Below are 24,052 nucleotides of genomic sequence, written 5' to 3'. Positions count from 1 at the left end.
AACGCCAGTTAACAAGAATAAAGACGGGGCAGAGACGGGTGTCATTCGACGCGATTATTGACGTCAGGGGCGTCACCAAACATTTTGGGGGACTTTATGCAGTCTCCGATTGTTCGCTCAAAGTCGCACGGGGGTCCATTACCGGATTGATCGGGCCCAATGGCGCGGGCAAATCGACACTGTTCAACATGGTGGCGGGCACGCTGGTGCCGGATGCCGGACAGGTGATTTTCGATGGACAGGATGTGACCGGCCTCAAGCCGCACCAATTGTTCGACCGGGGCATGCTGCGCACCTTCCAGATCGCCCATGAATTCTCCCATATGACGGCGCTGGAAAACCTGATGATGGTACCCGGCGACCAGCCGGGAGAAAGCCTTCTCAAGACATGGACCCGCCCCGGCATGGTGGCCAGAGCGGATCTGGCCGTTCGGCAGAAGGCCAATGACGTTATCGATTTCCTCAAACTCGGCCATGTGCGCAACGAACTGGCCGGCAATCTCTCGGGCGGCCAGAAAAAGCTGCTGGAGCTGGGCCGCACCATGATGGTCGATGCCAAGGTGGTACTGCTCGATGAGGTGGCCGCAGGCGTCAACCGAACCCTGTTGCAGGATCTCGCCAGCAATATCGAACGCATGAACCAGGAGCTGGGCTATACCTTCTTTGTTATCGAACACGACATGGATCTGATCGGGCGGCTTTGCGACCCGGTCATCGTCATGGCCGCCGGTCAGGTGATTGCCCAGGGGCCGATGGCGGAAATCCGCCAGAACCCCGAGATCATCGAAGCCTATTTTGGCGCGGCGCCTGAGGTGGCATGATGGCCTTGATCAAACTTGAAAAAATCGTCGGCGGCTATGGCGGCGCCCCCATTCTCAATGGCGTCGACATGGAAATCGACATCACCGATATCGGCGTGATTGTGGGGCCGAACGGGGCCGGCAAATCAACCACCCTTAAAGCCATTTTCGGCCTGTTGCAGGTCACCTCGGGCACAGTGACATTTGACGGGCGCGACATCACCAATGCCCAGCCCGACCTGCTGGTGCCCATGGGTTTAAGCTTTGTGCCGCAGGAAAAGAATGTCTTCACCTCAATGAGCGTGCACGAGAACCTGGAAATGGGCGCGTTTATCCGCACCGATGATTTCTCGGCAACGCTCGATTATGTCTATGACATGTTCCCGCCCCTCAAGGAGAAGCGGCGGCAACCGGCCGGTGAACTCTCCGGCGGACAGCGCCAGATGGTGGCCATGGGCCGCGCCCTGATGAGCCAGCCGAAACTGCTTTTGCTCGATGAACCTTCTGCCGGTCTCAGCCCGCGCTATGTGCTCGAAATCTTCGAGCAGATCGTCAAGGTCAACGCTTCAGGCGTGGGCATTTTGATGGTTGAACAGAACGCCAAGCAGGCGCTCGGCTTTGCCACCAGGGGTTTTGTACTGGCCTCGGGGCAGAATTCATTTACCGGCACAGGCCGCGAGCTTCTGGACGATCCGGAAGTTGCCAAAAGTTTTCTCGGGGGTTAGCGGCCATGAACGAAATCATCTTCTTTATCAACAATGTTGTTGTCTCCGGCCTCGTGCTCGGTTCGGTCTATGCGCTGGGCGGCATCGGCATCACCCTGGTGTTCGGCATTTTGCGGTTTGCCCATTTCGCCCATGGCGACATGATGACCATGGGGGCCTTCGTCACCTTTGTACTGGCGGCCCTGATGACCGCGCTTGGCATTGTCGCCCCCATACCCATGGCAATTATCGTATTGCCCGCCGCCATGGTGATCACCGCCGGGCTGGCGCTCGGCATCGACAAGATATTCTATGCCCCCTTAAGGGCGCGGGGGGCCAAACCGGTTACGCTGCTGATCGGCTCAATCGGCGTTACCCTGATCATTCAGGGTCTGATCCGGCTGATCTTTGGCACCGGCACCTACAGCTTTTACGACCTGCAACCCAAAGTGCTCTACCGGGTCGCGGTACCAATTTTTGATGCCACGCGGACCATCAATTTCACCCAGCCGCAAGTGCTGATGATTGTGGTGACGGTGCTCGCCGTGTTGGCACTGCACCTGTTTTTGACCCGCTCGCGCCTTGGCAAGGCCATGCGCGCCATGGCCGACAATGCCGATCTGGCCCAGGTTTCGGGCATCAACACCAAACTGGTGGTACGGGTTACATGGGTCATCGCCGGTTCGCTGGCCTGCCTCGCCGGCACCATGCTGGCGCTTGATGTAACGCTGAAACCCGATCTGGCTTTCAATATCGTCTTGCCGCTGTTTGCTGCTGCCATTGTTGGCGGGCTGGGGCAGGCCTATGGCGCAATTGCCGGGGGGTTCCTGATCGGATTTGCTGAAATGTGCGCGGTGTTCAATTGGGCCATCCTGTTGCGCCCGCTCAAACCCATCATGCCGGAATGGGTGGAACTGCCCACCAATCTGGCCATCGTCCCCACCGAATACAAACTGACCGTGGCCTTCGTCATTCTGGTGATCACGCTGCTGGTCCGCCCCACAGGTATCTTTAAAGGAGCCTCGTCATGATCCGCCGGGCCCTTATTCTTTACGCGCTGCTCGTGGTGCTGTTTTTCGGTGTTGGCACCGTGCTGGGACCGGCGAATATTTCGCTGCTGCTGGTGCAATCCTTTGCCTATGCCCTGATCGCCCTCGGCCTCAATATCCAGTGGGGCTATGGCGGGCTGTTCAATTTCGGCATTATGGGTTTTCTCATGGTCGGCGGCTTTGCCGTGACCTTTGTCTCCTACCCGGTCAATGGCGAATTCTGGGCCTCTGACGGGCCGATGATGCTGGGCAAGGCCCTGCTGGCCTTTCTCATTGGTGCCGCCCTTGTGGTTGGGGCCCGCTTTGCCCACCGTATCGGCATCAAGGGTCGCTGGCAGGCCGTGCTGACGGTCATCGCCTGGATCGCTGCCTATATTATTTATCGCAGCCAGATCGATCCCGCCGCTGCCTATATTGAGGAAACAGAAGCCGGCTGGGTTGGCGGGCTTGGCTTGCATCCGGTGCTTGGCTGGGCCTTTGGCGGCCTGCTGGCCGCTGGCATTGCCTATATTATCGGGCGGATATGCCTTGGGCTGCGCACCGACTATCTGGCGATTGCCACTATCGGTATTTCCGAGATCGTCCGGGCGCTGTTAAAGAACATGGACTGGCTGACCCGCGGCACGCTGACCGTCTCGCCCATTCCCTGGCCGGTGCCCCTGCCCCAGGACCTGCAGGCCGACGGCATGGCGATTTCGCAATCCTTCATCTATTCCCGGCTGGGCTTTATGGCTGTGGTCGTTGTGGTTTTGGCGCTGATCTTCTTTCTGGTGCAACGCGCCTATGCCGGCCCCTGGGGCCGGATGATGCGGGCCATTCGCGACAATTACATTGCCGCCGGTTCCATGGGCAAAAACGTCACCGCGCGCCAGCTTGAGATTTTCATCTTCGGGTCGGTGCTGATGGCGATTGGCGGGGCCATGCTGGTCTCGTTCTCCCAGATTTATGACCCCGGCTCCTACCAGCCGATCAACCACACTTTCCTCATCTGGGTGATGCTGATTGTGGGCGGCGCGGGCAATAACTGGGGCGCGATTTTTGGCGGCCTGCTGATCTATCTGACCTGGATGATTTCCGATCCGGTGGCACAGGCTGTGTTCTCGACCCTGAGCAACTGGTCGACCGATCTGGGCTGGGGCGCCATCCCCGATATCCAGTCGCGCTCATCCCAGATGCGCGTTCTGGTGCTGGGTCTCGTGATCACGCTGGCCCTGCGCTACGCGCCCAAGGGCCTGATCCCGGAAGTGATCAAACGCGGTTGATTTTCAAATGGCCGGGATGTCCGCATCCCGGCCAGATCAATCCAGCGTCTGGCGATAGCGCAGCATGGCAATGACCGTGATCACCACCATGATCACAATGATCCCCAGCATATCGCCGCCAATATCGCCAAGCCCCGCCCCCTTCAGCATGACCTTGCGCACCAGGCGCAGAAAATGCGTTGCCGGAATGGCCGTGCCAATGGCCTGCGCCCAGCCGGGCATGCCCGCAAACGGGAACATGAACCCGGACAAAAGCACCGTGGGCAGGATGGAAAAGAACGAAATCTGCATCGCCTGCATCTGGTTGCGCGCCAAAGTGGAGATCAGAAACCCCAGCGCCAGATTGGCCACAATATAAAGATTGAACCCGACAAAAAACGCCAGCGGGTCGCCCTCGAATGGCACCGCAAACAACAGTTTGGCCGCCGCCAGAAAAACCACGGTCTGCACATAACCGACAATCACATAGGGCAGGATTTTACCCAGCATCACCTCGCCGGGACGTACCGGTGTGGCGAGCAGGGTTTCCATCGTGCCTTTTTCCGATTCCCGCACAATCGCCACCGCCGTGATCAACACCATGGTCATCGACATGATGATCGCCAGCAGGCCCGGCACAATATTGGTCGCAGTCCGCCCCTCGGGATTGAACTGGCGATGCACCACAACCGAGAAGGGCGGCGGCACACCCCGGGCCCGCGCCAGCGGCCCGGTCAAGCTTTCGGCAATCGCCACCTCAACAATACCGTTCATGGCACTCACGGCCCCCGTCATTGCTGTCGGATCGGAAGCATCCGCGGCAATCAATATGCTGGGGTTCAACCCGCGAATAATATCGCGCTCGAAATCGGGGGGAATGACGACGACAAAATTGGCCGCGCCATTGCGCAAGGCCTCATCCCCCGCCGCCCGGCCGGTGACCACACCCTGAAAATCAAAATAGCCCGAATTCTGCATGCCCGACAAAAGCGCCCGCGCCACCGGACCATTATCGGCCATTTCCACCAGTGTCGGCAGGTGTTTGGGATCGGAATTAATCGCAAAACCGAACAGTAAAAGCTGCATGATCGGCAAACCGATCATCATGGCGAAGGTGACGCGGTCGCGCCGCATCTGGATGAATTCCTTAAACAACACGGCGGTAAACCGGGCCCAGGAAAACCCGCTCATGACACCACCTTCCCCGGCGCGAAATTATCCTCCGCCCCCGTCATCAGGTAAATAAACGCTTCTTCCAGCTCGGCCTTTTTCTCACTCCAGTGATAGCGTTTGTCCGCTTGGTGCGCTTCGGCGATGGCCCGCAATTTCTTCGCGTCGGTACCCGAGACATGCAACACCGCCCCGAACCGGGCCACCTGCGCAATGCCTTTTGTCGCGCGCAATTCCGCTTCAAGCTTGCCAAGTTCCGGCCCGTCAACGCGCCAGGTGTGGAGGCCAATCATCGCCGGAATTTGCGCCGAAGGCCCATCGATCAATTTCTTGCCATAGGCGATATAAGCGATGAAATCGCATTGCACCGCCTCATCCATGTAATGGGTGGAGACAAGAACGGTGACCCCCGCTGCCGACAGCTGCCGGATCTCGTCCCAGAAATCGCGCCGCGCCTTGGGGTCAACACCGGCGGTCGGCTCGTCCAGAAGCAATAGTTTGGGTTCGTGCAACAAACAGGCGGCCAATGCCAATCGCTGCTTCCAGCCGCCGGACAAGGTGCCGGCCAATTGCTTTTGCCGGTCGCCAAGGCCCAGATTCTCAAGCGCCGTATCGACCCGTTCGCGCCGCCGGTCCAGCTGATACATCCGCGCCATGAAATCGAGATTTTCGCGGATCGACAAATCCTCATAAAGCGAGAATTTCTGCGTCATATACCCAACCTGCGCCTTGATTTTGGCCGCCTCGGTATGAATGTCGAACCCAAGGCATTGTCCGGTGCCGGCGTCGGGGGTGAGGAGGCCGCACATCATGCGAATGGTTGTGGTCTTGCCCGAACCATTCGGGCCGAGAAATCCATAAATCGCCCCGCGCGGCACCACCATGTCGAAATCATCGACCACCCGCTTGTCGCCAAAACTCTTGGTCAGCCCGGTCACCTGAATGACGGGAGCTTCGGTGTTCATTCCGGCACCGTCAGGGTGACCGGCTGGCCGGGCAGAAGCCGGCTGTCCCCGATGATTTGCGCCTCGGCCATGAACACCAGCCGCGCCCGCTCATCGCGGCTGTAAATGATCGGCGGCGTATGCTGGGGATCGGACGCCATATAGGTCAGCTCGGCCCGCAGCCCGGCCGGGCACCCATCGCATTCAACCGCCAGAACATCGCCAAGGTTAAAGCGCATCCGGTCGGGTTCAGGGATGAAGAAGCGCGCCTTTAATTCCCCCGGTGGCAGTAGCGACACCACCGGCGCGCCGGCGGCCACCACTTCACCCGTCTTGTAATAAATCCGCTCCACAAGCCCATCTGTCGGCGCAAAGGCCAATCGGTCTGCGAGATCCGCGCGCGCCCGGTCCGCATCAGCCCGGGCCGCATCAAGGCTGGCCCTGGCGCCCACCAGTTGCGCGTCACGCGCGGGCAATTCCGCCACGGCCAATTGCGCCTTCAACTGCGCCACCTGCGCATTGGCGCTTTCCAGTGCCGCCTGGTCGCTGTCCAGCTTTGCCGTGGAGCTCACCCCCGCCGCGTTCAGTTTGCGCGACCGCTCCAATGTCGAAACCGCAAGGCTCTGGTCGGCCAGCGCCTTTGCCAGTTCGGCCCGGATCACATCGATTTCCTGTTGCCGGCTGCCGGTTTCCAGATTGCGCCAGGTCGCCTCGGCCACCGCCTCGCGCGCTTCCGCCGCGCGCAAGGCTGCGGCCTGATTGTCCGATTCAAGCGAGAACAGCAAACTTCCCGCCGCAACTTCACGCCCCTCGATTGCGGGAAGCGTGGCGATCCGGCCCGTGCCGGCCGGCGCGGCATAAACATAATCAGCTTCGATATAGCCGTTATATTGCGGCACGGCCTCCACCCCGAAACCCGGCAGGACCAGCGCCAAGATCCCCGTCATCCAGCCCAGAACATCGCTCATGGCGCTTCTCCCTTTTGCAGGCTAAGGCCATCGAAAAGGATCGAGAGGTGATTGTTGATCAGCGCTTTCATATCGATGCCGCCCGGCGGGACGATGCCGAACACTTCAGCCAAAAGCATGTGGGTCAGTATCGGCCCGACAACGGAACGCACCGTCAGCTCCGGATCAACCGGGCGCAGATAACCATCGGCAACACCCTGTTCGATCAATCCGGCAACCATGGGGATCGCCCGGTCCAGCACCTCATGGCGATACATTTCGGCAATTGCGGGTGCAACAACCGCCTCACGCATGACCACCTTGGGCACGGCAAACAGTTTGGGATCGTTCATCCGCTCGGCCAGCAGGCATAGCGCTGCCTCAATGGCCGGGCGCGGATCCCCCTCAAATCCGGACAGAATGCCCAAAACATTGTCCGCAACCGGCGCAACCGCACGCCGCACCAACCCCTCAAGCAGGGCCTCTTTCGATGGGAAATAGAGATAGACCGATCCCTTGGAGATGCCCGCCCGCTTGGCCACGTCCTCAACCCGGGTGGCGGAAAAGCCCTTGTCGATAAACAATTCCAGCGCCGCATCGAGCACTTCGTCAGGCCGCGCCTCGGCGCGCCGCCTGAACTTGGGCACGCGGCGCGCCCCTTTTTTGGCAACCTGATTGTTCATGCAAAACTCCGTTTCGTACTTTAATAAATGACCAGTCAGTTATTTGCAAGATTTTTCGAATTCCGAAATCTCGTCCATGCGGTGCCAGCAGGACGCTACACCGCACGAATGACAGCACCATATGGCCGCCAACCTAAACTGTCGGGACGCTTATGAGAAAAGAGAAGCGGGCCAGACGCTGATTGTTGCGACGGCAAACGCAAGCATTGTCAACGCGCACACGCCCTGATCCACCGCGACTTGGGAACAAAAGTCAGGCCAGCAATTTCCCCACCATCAAACGCAAGGCGGGACCGATCTCCTCAGCCCGCGCCGCCCGCCGCAATATCCCGTCGGCACAGGCAAGAATGAGCTGCGCATACTGGCGGGGTGTTTCATGCCCGGATGCGGCCAGCGCTTCGGTGATTTCCCGCTCCAGCATTTGCTCGAAGGCCTGCATTTCGCTGGCGGCCAACCGCCCTTTTTCGCCCATCAGCGCCGCCGCATGCGGCGACCCCTCAAGCAGGCGGAACACCAGCTTGGATTTGGCAGACAAGGCCCCGGCTATCCGTGCGGCAAGATCACCATCGCGCGCCATACCCGCAACGAAGGCGGCGCGCATCGCCGCAATCAGCCGCGCGACAATTGCCGCATAGACCGCATCCTTGTCGGGGAAATAGCTGTAGAGCGTTGGCTTGGCCACGCCCGCCGCCCGCGCAATCGCCTCCATGCGCACCCCCGCCAATCCATGCGAGAGCATCAGCGCCTGTCCGGCATCCAGGATTTTCTCCCGGCGTGCAGCGATAGCGGGCTTAAGGGTCACGCGCTTGCCTTTTTGATTTCACCTTGTACGAATTGAACGATAAATGTATATATCGTTCAATTCAATAGGAGATTGATCATGACTGACACCATTCTGGTCACCGGCATTTCGGGGTTTCTCGGCGGGCATGTCGCCCTCGCACTGCTCAAAGCCGGCTATCGCGTAAGGGGCAGTCTGCGCAATCTCGACCGCGCCAACGCAGTCAGCACAACCCTCGGCCAGCATGGTGCCGACACTTCCATGCTCGAATTTGTCAGCCTCGATCTGTTGCAGGATGACGGCTGGGAAATGGCGGCCAAAGACTGCCGCTATATCCATCATGTCGCCTCGCCCTTCATCCTGAACACCCCGAAAGACAAGGACGAATTGATCCGCCCCGCTGTCGGGGGCACCGAACGGGCGATCAATGCCGGTCTCAAGGCCGGGGCCGAACGCATTGTCCTGACCTCGTCCATGGCCGCCATCATGTATGGCTACCCACAGGGCCACATTTTTTCGGAAGAAGACTGGAGCCGGCTTGATGAAGCCGGCGCCTATGTCCAGTCCAAAACCCTTGCCGAACGCCGCGCTTGGGAAATGGTCGCGGCATCCGGCCAGCGCGCCACGCTCGCCACCATCAACCCCTCGGTCATTTACGGGCCACTGCTCGATAATGACCCCGGCACATCGGGCCGGCTCATTCAGCGTTTGCTGACCGGCAGCATTCCCGCCGCCCCGCGCATGATCATGCCCGCCGTGGATGTCCGCGATGTCGCCGCCGCCCATATGGCAGCAATGACCGCGCCGGAGGCCGGAGGACACCGCCACGCCACCACCGCCGGCAATATTTCCCTTATGGAAACGGCAAAGGCCTTGCGGGCCGCCTTCCCCGCCTATGCCGGCAAACTCCCCAAATTCGAAATGCCCGATTGGGCTGTGCGTCTTTACGCCCTGGTTGATCGCGACGCCCGCGACAACCTGCATGAACTGGGCCCGCCCCGCGAAATCGACAACACGCGGATCAGGAAACTGCTCGGCCGCCCCCTCACCCCGCCAGCGGATGCCGTCATCGCAATGGGGCAAAGCCTGATCGATCAGAAACTCGTCTGATGACCGGTAAAAACCACTAGGATCGGCGAAAATTATTGGCTAGATTTTCCGCACCAGTGTGGGGCCGTAGCTCAGTTGGGAGAGCGCGTCGTTCGCAATGACGAGGTCGTCGGTTCGATCCCGATCGGCTCCACCAACCCTCTGAACGCAAGAACCATTAACGCCGCACCGCGCCTGATGGCTGGACCTGCGCCAGAAATGCCAGCTTTTTCATGTCCCGCCGCGTCCGCGTGACCCCATCCAGAACAAGCCCGCCGAAACAGGCGATAAGCCCGATAATCCCAAGGGTTGTGCTGGCGATCAGCGTTGGGAAACGCGGCACCACCCCGGTGGCGTTATATTCTGCCAGAACGGGCAGGAAGGCGAGAACACCGACAATGATAGACGCCATCCCCAACCCGCAAAATACCGCAATCGGGCGCTCAGCCGCCACCAGCGTCGCAATGGTCCGCAAAATCCTGAACCCATCCTTCCAGGTATTCAGCTTGCTTTCCGATGTCTCCGGACGGTTGAAATATTCAGCCGGGAATTCCCCAAACGGCACGCCGACCTCAAGCATGTGCACGGTGAGTTCGGTCTCGATCTCAAACCCGCGCGCCGACACCGGGAATGATTTGACAAACCGGCGTGACATTAATCTGTAGCCCGACAGCACATCGCTGACCTGCGCATTGAACAGCAGCCTGATGATCATGGTGAAAAGGCTGTTTCCCAATTGATGCCCCGGCCGGTACTGACCCGCATAACTGCCTTTTCGCACCCCGATCAACACATCGAGGAATTCCGTCCGGACCTTTTCGATCATTTGCGGCGCCGCCGCCGCATCATAGGTTGCGTCCCCATCGACCAGCAGAAAATAATCGGCCTCGACATCCCGGAACATGCGGGCAATCACATTGCCTTTCCCCCGTCGCGGCTCCACCCGCACGATCGCACCGTTTTCGCGGGCGATCCGCACGGTGTCATCGGCAGACCCATTATCAAACACATAGATTTTCGCCCCCGGCAGCGCCCCACGGAAATCCCCGATGACCTGCGCGATGCTGACCGCCTCATCAAGGCAGGGCACGAGAACGGCGACATTTGAAAAATCACTTTTCGTCAAAGGCCTAGCTTTCTGTTTCGTTGCATCCACTAACATTCAGCGCGGATCATCGCTTTTGGTGGCGGCACCACGCCCGCGCCCATCAGGCACCAGATAACCAAGGGCCGCAAAAACATAGATCATGCAGGTAAAGACAAGTCCAACCGCCCGAAAGGTCAGGGCGAACAGTGCGGCAGTGGCAAAATCCCAGCCATAGAGGCTGAGCACCGTGGCCCACCCCCATTCGGCCAACCCCAGATTGCCCGGCGTAAAAACCGCAAAACGGGTGATCTGAACCGCCGCATAGACATGGAGCAGCCCCAGAACCGACCAGTCCATACCAAACGTGCTGGCCACAGCAATGACCGCCACACCCAGAACCCAGAACCGCAGCACGGACAGCCAATAAAGCCGGTTCACAAATCCGGTGTTGATCAATTCTGTCTGCGTTCTGAGATTTTCCAGGTTTTGCAGCCGTTCGCGCTGGCCGGGCAGAATATTGCCGACCCAGCCGAGAACCTTCGAACCGGGTAAAACCAGAATGACCTGCACCCCCACAGCGCCGATGATCGCCGCGAAAATATACCCCACCAATGCAATCTGCGGAGACACCCCGGTCAGGAACAGCAAAATACCCGTCCCGGCGAATATCAAGCTGGCCCAGGCATCAAAGAACTGCTCAAGCACCGAGGTTGAGGCCCCAAGGGTAAAACCGCCATGTCCACCGCGTTTGGTGGCAAGGCCCCGCACAATAGGGCCAGCGGCATAAGGGGTGATCACCTGCCCCAACACACCGGACAGGGCCGAGAAATGAACGAAGAACCGGAAACCCGGCAGAACCGCAGGCGGGCGCATGACACGGGCAACCACACTGCGCCACTTGATTGAAGCAATCAGCACCGGCAGGGCAAACCCGATCAGGCACCCTGCCATCTCATAGGGACCGAGCGCCGACAAGGCGTGCAGAAACTGATCCGCGCGCACCCCAGAAAGGTGGATCAGCAGAACCAGCAGCACCACCGCAGCAACAAGTGTTGCGAGGACAAGAATGGGACGGCGGGTATTCATCAGGGACGCAGCCGCAATTTCAATTCGTGACAAACTTCACGAAGCAAACTAGTCTCTGACTATTAATAATAGTTGCAATTTGCGGATGTTAGCTCAAAACAGAACCTCAGCCCATCCGCGAGTCTTGTGTGTTTCGAGCTACTTTCTGGAGCACGGCGGCGGCGTCGAAAATATAGCCCACGAGATTGCCCGGCATTTTGCGGATGTAATGCAATGGCCCACAACGCTTGTCGCACATACAACCGGCGAACCCCCGCACACCTCTGATACGGGTTATAAGCGTTTTGCGCTGCAATGCTGGAACGGCATTGAGGCCGCGACCGGGCTGCCGGTCATCATCCCGAACCCTCTGCATGTTTTCCGTCTGTTGCGCCACCTGAGCGATTACGATCTGGTGATGGTGCATGAGGAAATTTATGTCTCCAATTTCCTCGTCATTATCTGGTCCGTGCTCACCCGCACCCCTTTTGTGGTGGTAAAACATACCGGCATTGTGCCGCTGAAAAACCACCCGGTGCTGCGTTGGCTCCTGCTGGGGGTCACCCGCTGGATAAGCCGCCCGCTCCTGCGCCGGGCCGCGCACACCGTTTTCGTCACCAGGGCGAAACGGGACAATTATGATCCGGACCACAGCCTCAAAAACGCACTGGTTATTCCCAACGGCATCGATACGGATTGTTTCCACCTGCCGGAACCCGGCGCGCCGCCGCGCGCGGGGATTGTGTTTGTCGGCCGGTTTGTTGAAAGCAAGGGACTTGCACTCCTCCGCCATCTCACCGCCGCGCTCCCTGATATCCCCTTCACCCTGATCGGTTGGGGCCCGGAAAATCCCAAGGATTGGCGGCACAAAAACACGACGGTGATCCTGAAACCCGCCCGCGCAACAATCGCAAAAATATTGCGCCAGTCCAGACTGGCCCTCATACCCAGCAATGGAGAGGGCATTCCGCTGGTGGCGATGGAGGCCCTGTCCTGTGGCACGGCAACCATGCTGGGCACGGGGTCAGATGGAACAGAAAACAAGGTTGCCAGCCAACTCGTTTACGTACAGGCGGACCTGACGCAACCGGCACAGGCAGCGGCACTCTGGGCAGACAGAATCCGGGATATTCTCAGTACATCCGACACACCTGAAGCAGAAGCCGCCCGCCATGACGCCGTGGAAGCAGGTCATTCAAGAACAGCCATGTGCCGGGCCTATGTAAAAATTGCGCAAGACGCGCTGCAGGCACAAAAAAGCGCTCAGGACAGCGAATGACCGGGACAAACGCCGAGAAGATCACGGTCGTCTGGAAGGCATACCTGGCCTTGGTTCTGGCATTTGCCTTATGCGCCTTTGCCGTGATCCGGGGCGAGGCAACCTTTGGCATTTCACGCTATTTCTATCTCAAGGTCGACCTTTTGGGATTTGTCACGGCAACCGCCATCATTGTGGTTGCCGCAGCCCTCACCCAGCCCATGCCGCGCCCATGGATTACCGCTATCCTCGCGCTGAATCCGCCGCGCATAAGATCGTGGCACCTCGCCGTGATCGCAACAATCCTCACCATCCTTGGCACCCGTTTCATCTATCACGGCTACGCCTTTTCCATGGATGAATGGATGACGCAGATGCAGGCGGAAATATTCCGCAACGGACACCTTTCCGGCATCGTCCCCGAGGAATGGCGCGCCTATGGGGGGGCGATGTATCACAGCTTCGCCGCCTATGATCCCCTCACCGGCCGGGTCGCCAGCGACTATCGTCCCGGCATGGCAGCGCTCTATGCCCTGTTCGATCTGGCGGGATCGGGTGTGTACACCGCCGCAATTCTTAACGGGCTGGCCATTCTGCTCACAGCCGCTGTTGCCCTCAAACTGTGGCCCGGCCGGGGCGACATCGCCCTGTTGGCCGCATTCCTCGTATTCTCCTCGCAACAGGCCCTTGCCACCGCGATGACCTCCTATGCCATGTCGGCGCATCTGTGTTTCAATCTGCTCTGGCTTTACCTGTTTTTGCGCAATGACTGGTGGGGGCATATCGGCGCCGTTCTTGTTGCGGCGGCAACCACTGCCTTGCATCAAATCCATGTTCACCTGTTTTTCGCCGTGCCGTTCTTTTTCATTCTTTTGCGCCCGTTCCGGCCCGGCCTGCTCGTATTCTACGGCATAGGGTATGCCGCATCCCTTCTTCTGGTTTATTCATGGGACTGGTGGTCCATCAACCAGCACCTGACCGGCACGGAGACAGCAGCCCGTAACCTTCTCGAACGGGTCATCCGGATTATCCGGATACCGTCGCTCAATGAAGCGCTCACCATCGCCGCAAACCTGGTCCGGTTTGTCGCCTGGCAGAACCTGATATTACTGCCTCTGATCGCCGCCTGCGGCCATGCGCTGGTAAAGGACAAATGGCTCCGGCTTCTGGCCGCCGCGACCATCATGAGCCTGTTGCCTTATATCTTTTTGATGCCCGACCAGGGCCATGGCTGGGGTTACCGGTATCTGCATGGCCTGATCGGCCCGGTAGCCCTGATCGGTGCCTATGGTGGCACCCGATTGCTCGCTGCTGGAAAAGACAGCCGCAGCATTGTCTTTTTAGGCATGGTCGCCATCGCCAGTATTTTCGTCATGCTGCCCTTGCGCGCCTGGCAAATTCACGGGGAAGTCACCCCCTTTGCCCGGGCAACAGCGTTCGCGAAAGCCCAACAGGCAGATGTCGTGATCGTTGACAGCGAACGGATTTTCATTGGCGGCGATATTGTGCGCAATTCAGCCATTGCCCCGTCCCGCCCAATCCAGATGCGTCTTGGCCAATTAACCCCGGAACAAATCTCGGCCCTTTGCCGCGACCACACAGTCATTTATCTGGGCCCGGAACAATTCCCCAAAGACATCGACCTGATAAGCTTTGCCGCTGCAGATCTTGAAGACGAAGAGAATTATCTCAGGAAAATTGCGCTGCTGAATTCTAATATCTGCAATTCATAACCACCGCGATCAACGGCACGCCATCACGGGCAGACCCTTAAGCAGGTTGCCCGCCAAGCCGGGAGGCGGCTTTTGCGCCGGCGGCATTGCCAGCGATTAAACAGGCCTGCATATCAGCGCCTTCCCGGCGCGCCGCCACAAACCCGGCCAGAAAGGCGTCGCCCGCGCCGGTGCTGTCGACTGCCTTGATTTCGAGCGCCGCCGCGCTGGCCACAATCCCCTCGCCTCCGCCCGCAATCGCCCCCATCGCCCCGCGCTTCATAACAACAAAATCATAATGCGCGCCGAGCATTTTCATCTGCATCGCCGGGTCATCGGTGCCGGCCAGAAAGGCGGCTTCCTCATGATTGGGAAACAGCATTGCCGCCCCCTGGGTCCAGCCTAGAAATTCAGAAGCACCGGCACTGGCCAGAAACCCCGTCGAGGCCGGATCAACAGAAACCGGAATGCCTGCGGCACCCGCAAGTGCCATCAGTTCACGCATGGCCGCACGCGGTCCGGGCGCGAAAAAACTGTATCCCGAAATATGCACAAGGCCGATACCGGTCAGCATGTGCGGGGTCAGATCACCCGCATCAAGCGCCAGATTGGCGCCCCGGTCACTGAAAAAGCTGCGCTCCCCATCATTGTCCAGAAGGGTCACCAGCCGGCCGGTGCCCCGCACCGGATCACCTCTCAGCAAAGGGGTCACGCCCCGCTGCTCAAACAGTTTTTCATAGCGCGGCAGATCATCCGCCCCCACCCGCGCCATAAACGACACAGGCACCCCAAGCCGGGCCAGCCACATCGCCTGATTGGCCCCGGAGCCGCCGGGCAGGGTGTGAATTTCCGCAGTCACATCAGAGCCACGCACCATCGGGCCATCCGGGCGCACGATGATGTCTTCCATCACATCGCCCACAACCAGAACGCCGCCCTTGAGCACCGGCAGCACGGCCCGGCTCAGCCCCGCTTCGCCAGCGCAACCGCAATCTGCGCGGCCACAGCAGCATTGTGTTTAACGAGAGCAATATTCGCCGCAAGGCTTTTGCCTTCGGTCAGTTCCAGCATCCGCCCCAGCAAAAACGGTGTGATGTCCTTGCGGGTAATTCCCTGTTCTTCCGCCTGGGTAATAGCCTGCTTGACCCGCAATTCGATCATCTCCGCATCGAGCGCAAATTCGGCCGGAATCGGGTTGCCGATCAGCACCCCACCCATGCCCAATTGCCAATGCAGCGCCAGCATATGCGCCACATCCTCTGGGTTGTCGAACCGGTGATCCGCCGGATAGCCGCTATCGCGCACATAAAACGCCGGGAACGCATCGGTGCCATAGCCGATAACCGGCACCCCGTTGGTCTCAAGCATTTCAAGGGTTTTGGGAATATCGAGAATGGATTTCGCCCCCGCGCACACCACCGCAACCGGCGTTTGCGACAATTCCGATATATCTGCGGACACATCAAATGTGTGCTCGGCCCCCCGATGCACCCCGCCAATGCCGCCGGTGGCAAACACCTTTATGCCGGCCATCTGGGCGATGAGCATTGTGGTCGCCACCGTCGTGCCCGCCATCGTACCCTTGGCTAAAAGCGCCGCCATGTCGCGTCGCGAGGCTTTCGCCGCGCTGTGCCCCTCACGGGCCAGCCGTTCCAGATCATCGCCGCCAACACCGGCCACCATCATCCCGTCCATCATGGCAATGGTCGCGGGAACGGCCCCGTTCTGCCGGATGATCCCCTCCACCGAATGGGCCATTTCGATATTTTCGGGATAGGGCATGCCATGGGTGATAATGGTCGATTCAAGCGCGACCACGGGTTGCCCGGCAGCCACTGCCGCTGCAACCGGCGCACTCACCCGCAAATGATCGGTTTTCATCATGATAGTCTCTCCTGCACATCCGGCACTGAGCGGACGCGGATTATAAGGGGGGTGGCGCGGGGCGCCGCCGCATTGTCGCCAGGGCCACCCCGGCCGAGGCTACCACGATGCCCCCAACCTGAATAAGGTTCAAGGTTTCCCCGAACAGGAAATAGGCCAGAACCGCCGTCACCGCCGGCACCAGATAGAAAAGCGATGCCACCCGCGAGACCTCGCCGGCACGGATCATGACCATCAGCAAAACAATGGCACCAACCGAGAGCACCAGAACCAGCCAGACCAGTGCAAAAATCAGCGAACCGGTCCATTCCATCTCCAGCGGCTCGAAAAAAAGAACGATCACACCCGAAAGCATCAGCGCACCGACATATTGCACCGCCGTGCCCGCCGCCAGATTGCCTTTGCCGCCGAACCGCTTCTGCATGACAGTGCCAAGGCTGATCGCCACCACACCCACAAAAACCACCAGCCCGTTCCGGATGAAATCTCCGCCCAGCTCGCCCCCGAGCCGCGGCCAGAACACCATCACCACACCTAAAAGACCGATGGCAAAACCGGCCGTTTGCCGGATGGACACCCGCTCGCCCAGCAGCAGCCCGGCCAGCAACATGGTCACCACCGGTTGCAACCCCACAACCAGCCCGGCAAAGCCGGAGGGAAAACCATGCTTGATCGCCCAGAACACCGCGCCCAGATAAATCCCGTGAATCAGTGCCCCGGTGACAAGCGCCGCCCACAATGCTTCGCCACGTGGCCACTCGGCGCGGGTGAGCACACAATATCCCCCGATCAGGATGATGCAGAGGATAAACCGCAGGCTGAGAAAGCCGAACGGATGCGCATAGGGCATGGCATAGAGCGCACCGACAAATCCGGTCGACCATAACAGCACGAAAATGGCAGGGATGGCGCTCAGCCAGGCTGATTTTGAAATCTGTGTCATGCCTTCATGCATAGGCGAAGGCTGCAGACGGCGCCATGATTTTCAGCTGGTCCTGAACAGATCAGTCCAGCCCGAAGCCGCGCTGGAAAGCTCTTAGCGCCGCCGAATGTTCGTGGTAGCGTCCCCTCGCAATTTCTGCTTATCTTTTGAGAGGTCCCGACCGGCAGGCTGGCTTGCGGCGTCAGGTTTGGCGGGAACCGGGCACATATGTATTCAGGAGCCAAGCGAATGCACAAAATCCTCACTATCGCTGCGGGCCTATCCCTTCTTGCCGGGCACGCCATTGCCCAGGAAGAAGCGGTGGTCAATGTCTATAACTGGTCGGATTATATCGCCGAGGACACCATCGCCAAGTTTGAGGCGGAGACAGGCATCAAGGTCAATTATGATGTGTTCGACGCCAATGAACTGGTCGAAGCCAAATTGCTGACCGGCAATTCGGGCTATGACGTGGTCGTGCCCAGCGCGTCTTTCCTTGAGCGCCAGATCCAGGCAGGCCTGTTCCAGCCGCTCGACAAGTCCAAATTGCCAAACCTGGCCAATATGGACAGTGCAATCATGGAAACGGTGAAAACCAACGATCCGGATAATGCCCATTCGGTAGTCTATATGTGGGGCACCACCGGCTTTGGTTATAATACCGCCGCCATCAAGGAGCGCATGCCCGACGCGCCGGTCGATAGCTGGTCGATGATTTTCGATACCGAAATCGTCTCGAAATTTGCTGATTGTGGCGTCACCCTGCTCGACGCCCCCACCGAGGTGCTGCCGGCCGCCCTTAAATATCTCGGCCTTGATCCCTTGAGCGAAGATCCCGATGACCTGGCCAAGGCCGAAGAACTGCTCACCAGCATTCGCCCCTACATCCGCTATTACCATTCCTCGCAATATATCTCTGACCTCGCCAATGGCGATGTCTGCATTGCCCATGGTTATTCCGGCGACATCCTGCAATCGCGCGACCGCGCCGCAGAAGCCGGTCAGGGCGTTGAAATCAACTATGTCATCCCCAAGGAAGGCGCAGTTGTCTGGTTCGACATGATGGCCATTCCCGCCGATGCACCCCATCCGGACAATGCCCACAAGTTCATCGATTTTGTCATGCAGCCGCAGATCGCCGCCGACATTTCCAACTATGTGTTCTATGCCAATGCCAACGCCGCCTCCTTCGATCTCATCGATCCCGCGGTGACGGGCGACCCGGCCATTTATCCCGCCGAAGAGGTCAAGAACAACCTCTTCGCCATCCGGGCCTATTCCCTCCGGTTCGACCGTTTGCTGACCCGCGCATGGACGCGGATCAAGACCGGCCAGTAACCACAAGGCCGGGGCGGGTGCATGCATCCGCTCCGGCATTTATCCAGTTCGGGGGATTTGACGTGAACAGCAACCAGCCCATCGCTGCCGAAGCCAGACCCTGGCGCGACAGCAACGCCAAACCCTTCGTGCGCATTCGCAACGTCACCAAGAAATTCGGCGACGTCACCGCCGTCGACAATGTCTCGCTCGATATTTTCAAAAGCGAATTGTTCTGTCTTCTGGGCGGATCCGGCTCGGGCAAATCAACACTGTTGCGCATGCTCGCGGGGTTTGAGGACATGACCTCGGGCACAATCGAGATTGACGGGCAGGACATGGCCGGGGTGCCGCCCTATGCCCGCCCGGTCAATATGATGTTCCAGTCCTATGCCCTGTTCCCGCACATGAATGTCGCGGCCAATATCGCCTATGGTCTCAAGCGCCATGGCATGGCCCGGGACGAGATCAATGGCCGCGTCGCTGACCTGCTCAAACTGGTCAAACTCGATAATTACGGCACGCGCAAGCCGCATCAATTGTCAGGCGGCCAGCGCCAGCGCGTGGCTTTGGCCCGCGCTCTCGCCCGCCGCCCCAAATTGCTGCTGCTCGACGAACCGCTTGGCGCACTCGACAAGAAGCTGCGCGAGGAAACCCAGTTCGAACTGGTCAAGATTCAGGAAACCCTCGGGGTCACCTTCATCGTCGTCACCCACGATCAGGAAGAGGCCATGTCGCTCGCCACAAGGGTCGGGGTAATGGATGAGGGCTATATCGCCCAGATCGGCGAACCGCGCGAAATCTATGAATATCCCAATTCGCGCTTCGTGGCCGGCTTTATCGGGTCAGTCAATATGTTCGAGGGCCGGGTGATCGAGGACGAACAGGACCATATCCGCATCCGCTCGGCTGAAGCCGGTTGCGATATCTATGTCGGTCATGGCGTCGCCTGCGCGCCCGACCAGACGCTCTGGTTTGCCTTGCGCCCGGAAAAAATCCGCCTCCAGCGCAACAAGCCCGAAGGCGATGCCAATTTCACCAAGGGGCTGGTCGAGGACATTGTCTATCTTGGCGACATGTCGATTTACCGGGTCACCCTGGAGAGCGGCAAGCACATCCAGGTCACCAAGCCCAATACCGAGCGCGGCGCCATTGATGAAATCCGCTGGGATGAAACCGTCTATCTGTCATGGGGCGATACCGGCGGCGTGGTGCTGACCTCATGAGCCAGGCGGAGGCGACACAAACCATAAAAACCAGGCCCTGGAGCCTGATCGCCAGAGCCCTCGGCCATGTTGGTGTTTCAGGGCGCACCCTGGTCATTGCCGCCCCCACGCTCTGGCTGTTGATCTTTTTTCTGATCCCCTTCGCGGTGGTCGCCAAAATCGCCCTGTCCGAAATCACCCTTGCCAGCCCGCCCTATTTGCCCATTCTCGAATGGACCGCGGACGGGCGCATGATCGTCACCCTCAATTTCGGCAATTTCCAGTTCCTGCTGGATGATCCGCTTTATATCTCAGCCTATCTCAGCTCGATCAAGATCGCCGCTTTCTCCACCCTGATCGCCCTGCTGATCGCCTACCCGATGGCCTATTTCATCGCCCGGTCCGGCGAACGCTACCGCAATATCCTGCTGATGCTGGTGATCTTGCCCTTCTGGTCGTCTTTCCTGTTGCGGGTCTATGCCTGGATCGGTTTTCTCAAGAGCAATGGCGTCATCAACAATTTCCTGATGAGCACCGGCATTATCAGCGATCCGCTGCCCATGCTGCAGACCGATTTCGCCGTTTATGTCGGCATCGTCTATACCTATCTGCCCTTCATGATCCTGCCGCTCTATACCAATCTGGTGAAGCTCGACGAAGCGCTGCTTGAGGCCGCAGCCGATCTCGGGGCCCGCCCGATGACGACCTTTTTCACCGTCACCCTGCCCTTGTCCCTGCCCGGTATCATAGCCGGTTCCATGCTGGTCTTTATTCCAGCCATTGGCGAGTTCGTCATTCCGGCCCTCCTCGGCGGCCCGGACACCCTGATGATCGGGCGCGTGCTCTGGGATGAGTTCTTCTCCAACCGCGACTGGCCCGTGGCCTCCGCCGTTGCCATCGCCATGCTGATCGCTGTGGTGCTGCCGATCATGTTCATGCGCAATGTCGAAGCCAATATCGCAGGAGACCGCTGATGCGCCGCCGCTGGCTTCTGACCACCGCAACCATTCTCGGCTTCATCTTTTTATATGCCCCGATTATCTCGCTGGTCATTTTCAGCTTCAACGAGTCACGGCTTGTCACAGTCTGGGGCGGCTTCTCCACCAAATGGTATGGCGAACTGTTCCAGAACAGCCAGATCATCGATGCCGCGCGCCTCAGCCTTGTCATCGCCGCTCTCAGCGCCTCGCTGGCATTGGTGTTGGGCACCCTTGCCGCTGTCGCCCTCACCCGTTTCAGAAGGTTCCGGGGCAGAACCCTTTTGACCGGCATGGTCACCGCCCCCCTTGTCATGCCCGATGTCATTATCGGTCTTTCCATGCTGCTGTTGTTTGTCGCCATGCAATCCATGTTCGGCTGGCCCGGCGGACGCGGCGTTTTGACGATTGTCCTCTCCCACGCAACCTTGTGCATGGCTTTTGTCACCGTGGTGGTGCAATCCCGCCTCGCCGATCTTGATGTGGCGCTGGAAGAGGCCGCGCAGGATCTGGGAGCAACACCGGTCCGGGTGTTTTTCGACATTACCCTGCCGATCATCTCCCCAGCCCTTGTGTCGGGCTGGCTCTTGGCCTTCACCCTGTCGCTCGACGATCTGGTGATTGCCAGCTTTGTCTCCGGCCCCGGCTCTTCCACCCTGCCCATGGTGATTTTCTCGAAAATCCGCCTCGGCGTCAGCCCGGATATCAATGCCCTCGCCACCATCATTATCGGTGTGGTGGCGCTGGGTGTGGTCATCGCCACACTGCAGATGTGGCGCCGGCCCAAAACCTGAGAGACAAGGCCTATCGAACGGGTGCGGCCAGGGTCGGTTTGACGGCAAGCTGCTTTTCCCGCAGCCAGATATAAAGCCCGGCGCCGATCACAATCGGCGCGCCGATGAAAACCGCCGCATCCGGTGCCTGATCAAAGATCAGCCAGCTGGCGGCCGTCAGATAGATGATCTGCGGATAGACAAAGGGCGCAAGGGTTGACGCCTGCGCCAGCCGGTGCGCCATGGTCAGCAGCAAATGCCCCACCCCGCCGAAAATCCCAAGGGCAAAAAACGCCACCCAGCCCGCCCCGTCCTGGGGCCAGACCCAGGCCGAAAACGCAAAAGGCGCAATGCAGCAGGTGGCAATCAGCGCCGAATAAAGCTGCTGGGTATAAGGTGAATCCACCCCGGCCAGCTTGCGATTGAAGATATTGTAGAACGCATAGCAGGTGACCGAGATAAGCGACAAAAAGATCGCCGGATGAAAAGTCTCGCCGCCCGGCCGGACAATAATCAACACCCCGGCAAACCCGGCAATGATCGCCAGCCAGCGTCGCCAACCCACACGTTCCCCCAGTATCGGCACGGACAGCACCGTCAGAATCATCGGCATGGCAAAAACGATCGATCCCGTCACTGTCAGCGGCAGATAGCGCACGGCAATGAAATTGGTGACCGTCGAAAACAACAGCGACAGGGCCCGGACAAGTTCAAGTTTCGGACTATGGGTGCGAAACAGGGCCAGACCCTGGGTGGGCACGAACACGGCCAGAACGATGACCAGATGCACCGAATAGCGGGCGAACACCACCTCAAGCGAGGGCACACCCGACAGCACCAGCCACTTCGCCGAAATATCCACGCCGGTGAACAACAGCACCGCCACCAGCATCATGGAGATACCCAAAAGGCTTTTGTCTTCAATGGGCTTAATGGCGGCAGGCGGGCGCAACATGGAACGGCACAACTTGATTCTGCACCGTAAAATCGGTGATCTGACTGAAATGTTAGTGATAGAATTGGCTTTTATTCAGCGCCCGTCAATGCCAAACCCATAACCGGGCGACCGGGAAATGCCGGGGGACAAACGAATAACTTGGCGCGCGGCTGTTTTCATGCGAGCAGTCCCGCCACAATCATGAGCTAGTAACCGGACCGTTACGAATCGGGAAATTCAATGCAACTGCAACCGCATATTCTTGCCGCCATCCGCAAGCACGCCGAAACGCCGGCCCAGCGCAGCTTCTATCTTTATGATACCGCGCCCATGCGCGGCAAAATCAAGAATCTCAAAGCGCTTTTGCCGGAAAATGTCCGCATTTATTATGCGATGAAAGCCAACCCGCATAACGCCTTTCTGGTCGCCGCCGGCGAATCCGACGCCCATGGCATCGAGATCGCCAGCCTCGGCGAAGCGCAAAAAGCGGTTGATGCCGGTTTCAGCCCGGAAGCGCTGATTTTCACCGGCCCGGGCAAATCGCCAGAGGAACTCGCCTGGAGCGTCTCCAACCGGATCGAGACCGTCCATATCGAATCCCTGACCGAAGCCCACCGGCTTGAAGCCATCTGCGCAACACTTGGCCAGACCCAGGATATTCTGGTCCGGGTCAATCCCAATTTCCATATTCACGGGGCGCAGGCCAATTTCTCCGGCGACAGTTCCAAGCTCGGCGTTGACGAAAGCCGCCTCAACGAGATCCTGCCGCAAATCCTCGCCCTGCCGCATCTCAATTTCCGCGGCCTGCATGTCTATTCCGCCTCGGGTATTCTTGAGATCAAGGACCTGCTGAAAAATTGCGAACTGGTGTTCAACCTCGCCCGCCGTGTCGAGGATACCTATCAGGGCGTGCGCTGCGACATCATCGATTTCGGCGGCGGCTTCGGCATCGATTATCTTGAAACCGGTAATGACTTTTCTCCCGAAACCTATGCCAAAAGCCTTAAGGGCATGATCGACAAATTCGGCTTTAACGATCGCCAGTTCGTGCTCGAACTGGGCCGTTACCTGACCGCCGACAGTGGCTGGTATTGCACCGAAATTCTCGACATCAAACACAGCCTTGGCAAGAAACAGGTGATTTGCGCCGGCGGTGCCCACCAGTTCCGCCGCCCGGTGGCGCTGGGCATCAATCACCCGCTGACCATTATCCCCATGCACCGCCCCCAGATTTTTGAGGGACAGGAAGTGGCCGATAATGAAAGCGTGTTTATCGGCGGGCCCTTGTGCAATACCGCCGACAAGCTGGCCCCCAAGGACATTCATGTCGACCGCGCCGAAATCGGTGACATTGCCGTTTTCGGCCTCGCCGGGGCCTATGGCTATTCCATGTCGCATCTAGACTTCCTCAGCCACGCCCATCCGCTGGAAATCGTTCTGCGCTAACCGATCAGGGATTGCGGACAACAGCCTTCGTCATCGCGAGGCGCGCAGCGCCGTGGCGATC

The 24,052-nt window shown here is 59.1% G+C and carries 23 protein-coding genes and 1 tRNA gene; 13 read left to right on the top strand and 11 right to left on the bottom strand.

The window, feature by feature from the left end; genetic code table 11:
* The first annotated feature begins 38 nt into the window (after positions 1-38).
* From L1P08_RS12225 to L1P08_RS12210, 4 genes are read left to right on the top strand one after another with little or no spacing between them, the layout of a single operon-like run.
* The gene (locus L1P08_RS12225) at positions 39-821 is read left to right on the top strand and encodes an ABC transporter ATP-binding protein (RefSeq protein ID WP_303617287.1); all 783 of its coding nucleotides are present in this window, start codon (positions 39-41) and stop codon (positions 819-821) included.
* Positions 821-1,525, top strand: a complete 705-nt coding sequence (locus L1P08_RS12220) for an ABC transporter ATP-binding protein (RefSeq protein ID WP_303617286.1) — start codon at positions 821-823, stop codon at positions 1,523-1,525. The genes L1P08_RS12225 and L1P08_RS12220 overlap by 1 nt, the downstream gene beginning before the upstream one ends.
* Positions 1,526-1,530: 5 nt before the next feature.
* Positions 1,531-2,535, top strand: a complete 1,005-nt coding sequence (locus L1P08_RS12215) for a branched-chain amino acid ABC transporter permease (RefSeq protein ID WP_303617285.1) — start codon at positions 1,531-1,533, stop codon at positions 2,533-2,535.
* Positions 2,532-3,815: a branched-chain amino acid ABC transporter permease gene (locus tag L1P08_RS12210; protein ID WP_303617284.1), complete on the top strand. Its 1,284-nt coding sequence runs from the start codon at positions 2,532-2,534 to the stop codon at positions 3,813-3,815. Before L1P08_RS12215 ends, L1P08_RS12210 begins: the two co-directional genes overlap by 4 nt.
* A gap of 36 nt (positions 3,816-3,851) precedes the next feature.
* Here the strand turns inward: L1P08_RS12210 and L1P08_RS12205 are convergent, their stop codons facing one another.
* From L1P08_RS12205 to L1P08_RS12185, 5 genes are all read right to left on the bottom strand, one after another.
* Positions 3,852-4,985, bottom strand: a complete 1,134-nt coding sequence (locus L1P08_RS12205) for an ABC transporter permease (protein ID WP_303617283.1) — start codon at positions 4,983-4,985, stop codon at positions 3,852-3,854.
* Positions 4,982-5,929 (bottom strand): ABC transporter ATP-binding protein, encoded by a 948-nt coding sequence (locus tag L1P08_RS12200; protein WP_303617282.1) that lies wholly within the window; start codon positions 5,927-5,929, stop codon positions 4,982-4,984. The genes L1P08_RS12205 and L1P08_RS12200 overlap by 4 nt, the downstream gene beginning before the upstream one ends.
* Complete coding sequence (locus L1P08_RS12195; RefSeq protein WP_303617281.1) at positions 5,926-6,876, bottom strand: HlyD family secretion protein; 951 nt, start codon at positions 6,874-6,876, stop codon at positions 5,926-5,928. Before L1P08_RS12195 ends, L1P08_RS12200 begins: the two co-directional genes overlap by 4 nt.
* On the bottom strand, positions 6,873-7,538 hold the full coding sequence (locus L1P08_RS12190) for a TetR/AcrR family transcriptional regulator (protein ID WP_303617280.1): 666 nt from the start codon (positions 7,536-7,538) through the stop codon (positions 6,873-6,875). The genes L1P08_RS12195 and L1P08_RS12190 overlap by 4 nt, the downstream gene beginning before the upstream one ends.
* Positions 7,539-7,791: 253 nt before the next feature.
* Positions 7,792-8,340 carry a TetR/AcrR family transcriptional regulator gene (locus tag L1P08_RS12185; RefSeq protein WP_303617279.1) on the bottom strand — a complete coding sequence of 183 codons (549 nt, stop codon included), beginning with the start codon at positions 8,338-8,340 and terminating at the stop codon, positions 7,792-7,794.
* A 78-nt stretch (positions 8,341-8,418) separates the two neighbouring features.
* On the opposite strand from L1P08_RS12185, the gene L1P08_RS12180 reads away from it, so the two are divergent.
* A complete protein-coding gene (locus L1P08_RS12180) occupies positions 8,419-9,429 on the top strand; it encodes an NAD-dependent epimerase/dehydratase family protein (RefSeq protein ID WP_303617278.1) in 1,011 nt (336 codons plus the stop codon).
* 60 nt (positions 9,430-9,489) lie between these two features.
* Positions 9,490-9,565, top strand: a tRNA-Ala gene (locus L1P08_RS12175).
* A 21-nt stretch (positions 9,566-9,586) separates the two neighbouring features.
* Here L1P08_RS12175 and L1P08_RS12170 read toward each other — a convergent pair.
* Together L1P08_RS12170 and L1P08_RS12165 are read right to left on the bottom strand one after the other, a co-directional pair.
* Positions 9,587-10,534 carry a glycosyltransferase family 2 protein gene (locus L1P08_RS12170; protein WP_303617277.1) on the bottom strand — a complete coding sequence of 316 codons (948 nt, stop codon included), beginning with the start codon at positions 10,532-10,534 and terminating at the stop codon, positions 9,587-9,589.
* Positions 10,535-10,570: 36 nt separating this feature from the next.
* Positions 10,571-11,581, bottom strand: coding sequence for a lysylphosphatidylglycerol synthase transmembrane domain-containing protein (locus tag L1P08_RS12165; protein WP_303617276.1), 1,011 nt, complete (start codon positions 11,579-11,581; stop codon positions 10,571-10,573).
* Between the two features lie 208 nt (positions 11,582-11,789).
* Between L1P08_RS12165 and L1P08_RS12160 the strand changes: the two genes are divergently transcribed.
* Positions 11,790-12,839, top strand: a complete 1,050-nt coding sequence (locus L1P08_RS12160; RefSeq protein WP_303617275.1) for a glycosyltransferase family 4 protein — start codon at positions 11,790-11,792, stop codon at positions 12,837-12,839.
* Entirely contained in the window at positions 12,836-14,551 is a 1,716-nt protein-coding gene (locus tag L1P08_RS12155) for a hypothetical protein (RefSeq protein ID WP_303617274.1), read from the top strand. The genes L1P08_RS12160 and L1P08_RS12155 overlap by 4 nt, the downstream gene beginning before the upstream one ends.
* A 37-nt stretch (positions 14,552-14,588) precedes the next feature.
* On the opposite strand, the gene L1P08_RS12150 is transcribed toward L1P08_RS12155, so the two are convergent.
* The 3 genes from L1P08_RS12150 to L1P08_RS12140 are packed head-to-tail and all read right to left on the bottom strand — an operon-like array spanning position 14,589 to position 17,357.
* Entirely contained in the window at positions 14,589-15,485 is an 897-nt protein-coding gene (locus L1P08_RS12150) for a carbohydrate kinase family protein (protein ID WP_303617273.1), read from the bottom strand.
* An 8-nt stretch (positions 15,486-15,493) separates the two neighbouring features.
* Complete coding sequence (locus L1P08_RS12145; protein ID WP_438268466.1) at positions 15,494-16,411, bottom strand: pseudouridine-5'-phosphate glycosidase; 918 nt, start codon at positions 16,409-16,411, stop codon at positions 15,494-15,496.
* A 43-nt stretch (positions 16,412-16,454) separates the two neighbouring features.
* Positions 16,455-17,357, bottom strand: coding sequence for a DMT family transporter (locus tag L1P08_RS12140; protein ID WP_303617271.1), 903 nt, complete (start codon positions 17,355-17,357; stop codon positions 16,455-16,457).
* 228 nt (positions 17,358-17,585) lie between these two features.
* Between L1P08_RS12140 and L1P08_RS12135 the strand changes: the two genes are divergently transcribed.
* From L1P08_RS12135 to L1P08_RS12120, 4 genes are all read left to right on the top strand, one after another.
* A complete protein-coding gene (locus tag L1P08_RS12135; RefSeq protein ID WP_303617270.1) occupies positions 17,586-18,674 on the top strand; it encodes a polyamine ABC transporter substrate-binding protein in 1,089 nt (362 codons plus the stop codon).
* 62 nt (positions 18,675-18,736) lie between these two features.
* On the top strand, positions 18,737-19,879 hold the full coding sequence (locus tag L1P08_RS12130; RefSeq protein ID WP_438268465.1) for an ABC transporter ATP-binding protein: 1,143 nt from the start codon (positions 18,737-18,739) through the stop codon (positions 19,877-19,879).
* Positions 19,876-20,832, top strand: a complete 957-nt coding sequence (locus L1P08_RS12125; protein WP_303617268.1) for an ABC transporter permease subunit — start codon at positions 19,876-19,878, stop codon at positions 20,830-20,832. Before L1P08_RS12130 ends, L1P08_RS12125 begins: the two co-directional genes overlap by 4 nt.
* Positions 20,832-21,629, top strand: coding sequence for an ABC transporter permease subunit (locus L1P08_RS12120; RefSeq protein ID WP_303617267.1), 798 nt, complete (start codon positions 20,832-20,834; stop codon positions 21,627-21,629). The genes L1P08_RS12125 and L1P08_RS12120 overlap by 1 nt, the downstream gene beginning before the upstream one ends.
* Before the next feature lie 10 nt (positions 21,630-21,639).
* Here L1P08_RS12120 and L1P08_RS12115 read toward each other — a convergent pair whose 3' ends face one another.
* Positions 21,640-22,563 (bottom strand): DMT family transporter, encoded by a 924-nt coding sequence (locus tag L1P08_RS12115; protein ID WP_303617266.1) that lies wholly within the window; start codon positions 22,561-22,563, stop codon positions 21,640-21,642.
* A gap of 222 nt (positions 22,564-22,785) precedes the next feature.
* Between L1P08_RS12115 and L1P08_RS12110 the strand changes: the two genes are divergently transcribed.
* Positions 22,786-23,991, top strand: coding sequence for an alanine racemase (locus L1P08_RS12110; protein WP_303617265.1), 1,206 nt, complete (start codon positions 22,786-22,788; stop codon positions 23,989-23,991).
* The last annotated feature ends 61 nt before the right edge of the window (positions 23,992-24,052 follow it).

The organism is Mariluticola halotolerans (assembly GCF_021611515.1).
Lineage (GTDB): Bacteria > Pseudomonadota > Alphaproteobacteria > Rhizobiales > Devosiaceae > Mariluticola > Mariluticola halotolerans.
The sequence above is the reverse complement of the archived record's forward strand: the minus strand, read 5'-3'. Positions and strand labels throughout refer to the sequence as shown.

Coding starts and splice junctions, on each gene's coding strand:
- L1P08_RS12220 (WP_303617286.1), top strand. CDS start 821: ATGGCCTTGATCAAACTTGAAAAAATCGTCGGCGGCTATGGCGGCGCC.
- L1P08_RS12215 (WP_303617285.1), top strand. CDS start 1,531: ATGAACGAAATCATCTTCTTTATCAACAATGTTGTTGTCTCCGGCCTC.
- L1P08_RS12210 (WP_303617284.1), top strand. CDS start 2,532: ATGATCCGCCGGGCCCTTATTCTTTACGCGCTGCTCGTGGTGCTGTTT.
- L1P08_RS12205 (WP_303617283.1), bottom strand. CDS start 4,985: ATGAGCGGGTTTTCCTGGGCCCGGTTTACCGCCGTGTTGTTTAAGGAA.
- L1P08_RS12200 (WP_303617282.1), bottom strand. CDS start 5,929: ATGAACACCGAAGCTCCCGTCATTCAGGTGACCGGGCTGACCAAGAGT.
- L1P08_RS12195 (WP_303617281.1), bottom strand. CDS start 6,876: ATGAGCGATGTTCTGGGCTGGATGACGGGGATCTTGGCGCTGGTCCTG.
- L1P08_RS12190 (WP_303617280.1), bottom strand. CDS start 7,538: ATGAACAATCAGGTTGCCAAAAAAGGGGCGCGCCGCGTGCCCAAGTTC.
- L1P08_RS12180 (WP_303617278.1), top strand. CDS start 8,419: ATGACTGACACCATTCTGGTCACCGGCATTTCGGGGTTTCTCGGCGGG.
- L1P08_RS12165 (WP_303617276.1), bottom strand. CDS start 11,581: ATGAATACCCGCCGTCCCATTCTTGTCCTCGCAACACTTGTTGCTGCG.
- L1P08_RS12160 (WP_303617275.1), top strand. CDS start 11,790: ATGCAATGGCCCACAACGCTTGTCGCACATACAACCGGCGAACCCCCG.
- L1P08_RS12155 (WP_303617274.1), top strand. CDS start 12,836: ATGACCGGGACAAACGCCGAGAAGATCACGGTCGTCTGGAAGGCATAC.
- L1P08_RS12145 (WP_438268466.1), bottom strand. CDS start 16,411: ATGAAAACCGATCATTTGCGGGTGAGTGCGCCGGTTGCAGCGGCAGTG.
- L1P08_RS12140 (WP_303617271.1), bottom strand. CDS start 17,357: ATGACACAGATTTCAAAATCAGCCTGGCTGAGCGCCATCCCTGCCATT.
- L1P08_RS12135 (WP_303617270.1), top strand. CDS start 17,586: ATGCACAAAATCCTCACTATCGCTGCGGGCCTATCCCTTCTTGCCGGG.
- L1P08_RS12125 (WP_303617268.1), top strand. CDS start 19,876: ATGAGCCAGGCGGAGGCGACACAAACCATAAAAACCAGGCCCTGGAGC.
- L1P08_RS12120 (WP_303617267.1), top strand. CDS start 20,832: ATGCGCCGCCGCTGGCTTCTGACCACCGCAACCATTCTCGGCTTCATC.
- L1P08_RS12115 (WP_303617266.1), bottom strand. CDS start 22,563: ATGTTGCGCCCGCCTGCCGCCATTAAGCCCATTGAAGACAAAAGCCTT.
- L1P08_RS12110 (WP_303617265.1), top strand. CDS start 22,786: ATGCAACTGCAACCGCATATTCTTGCCGCCATCCGCAAGCACGCCGAA.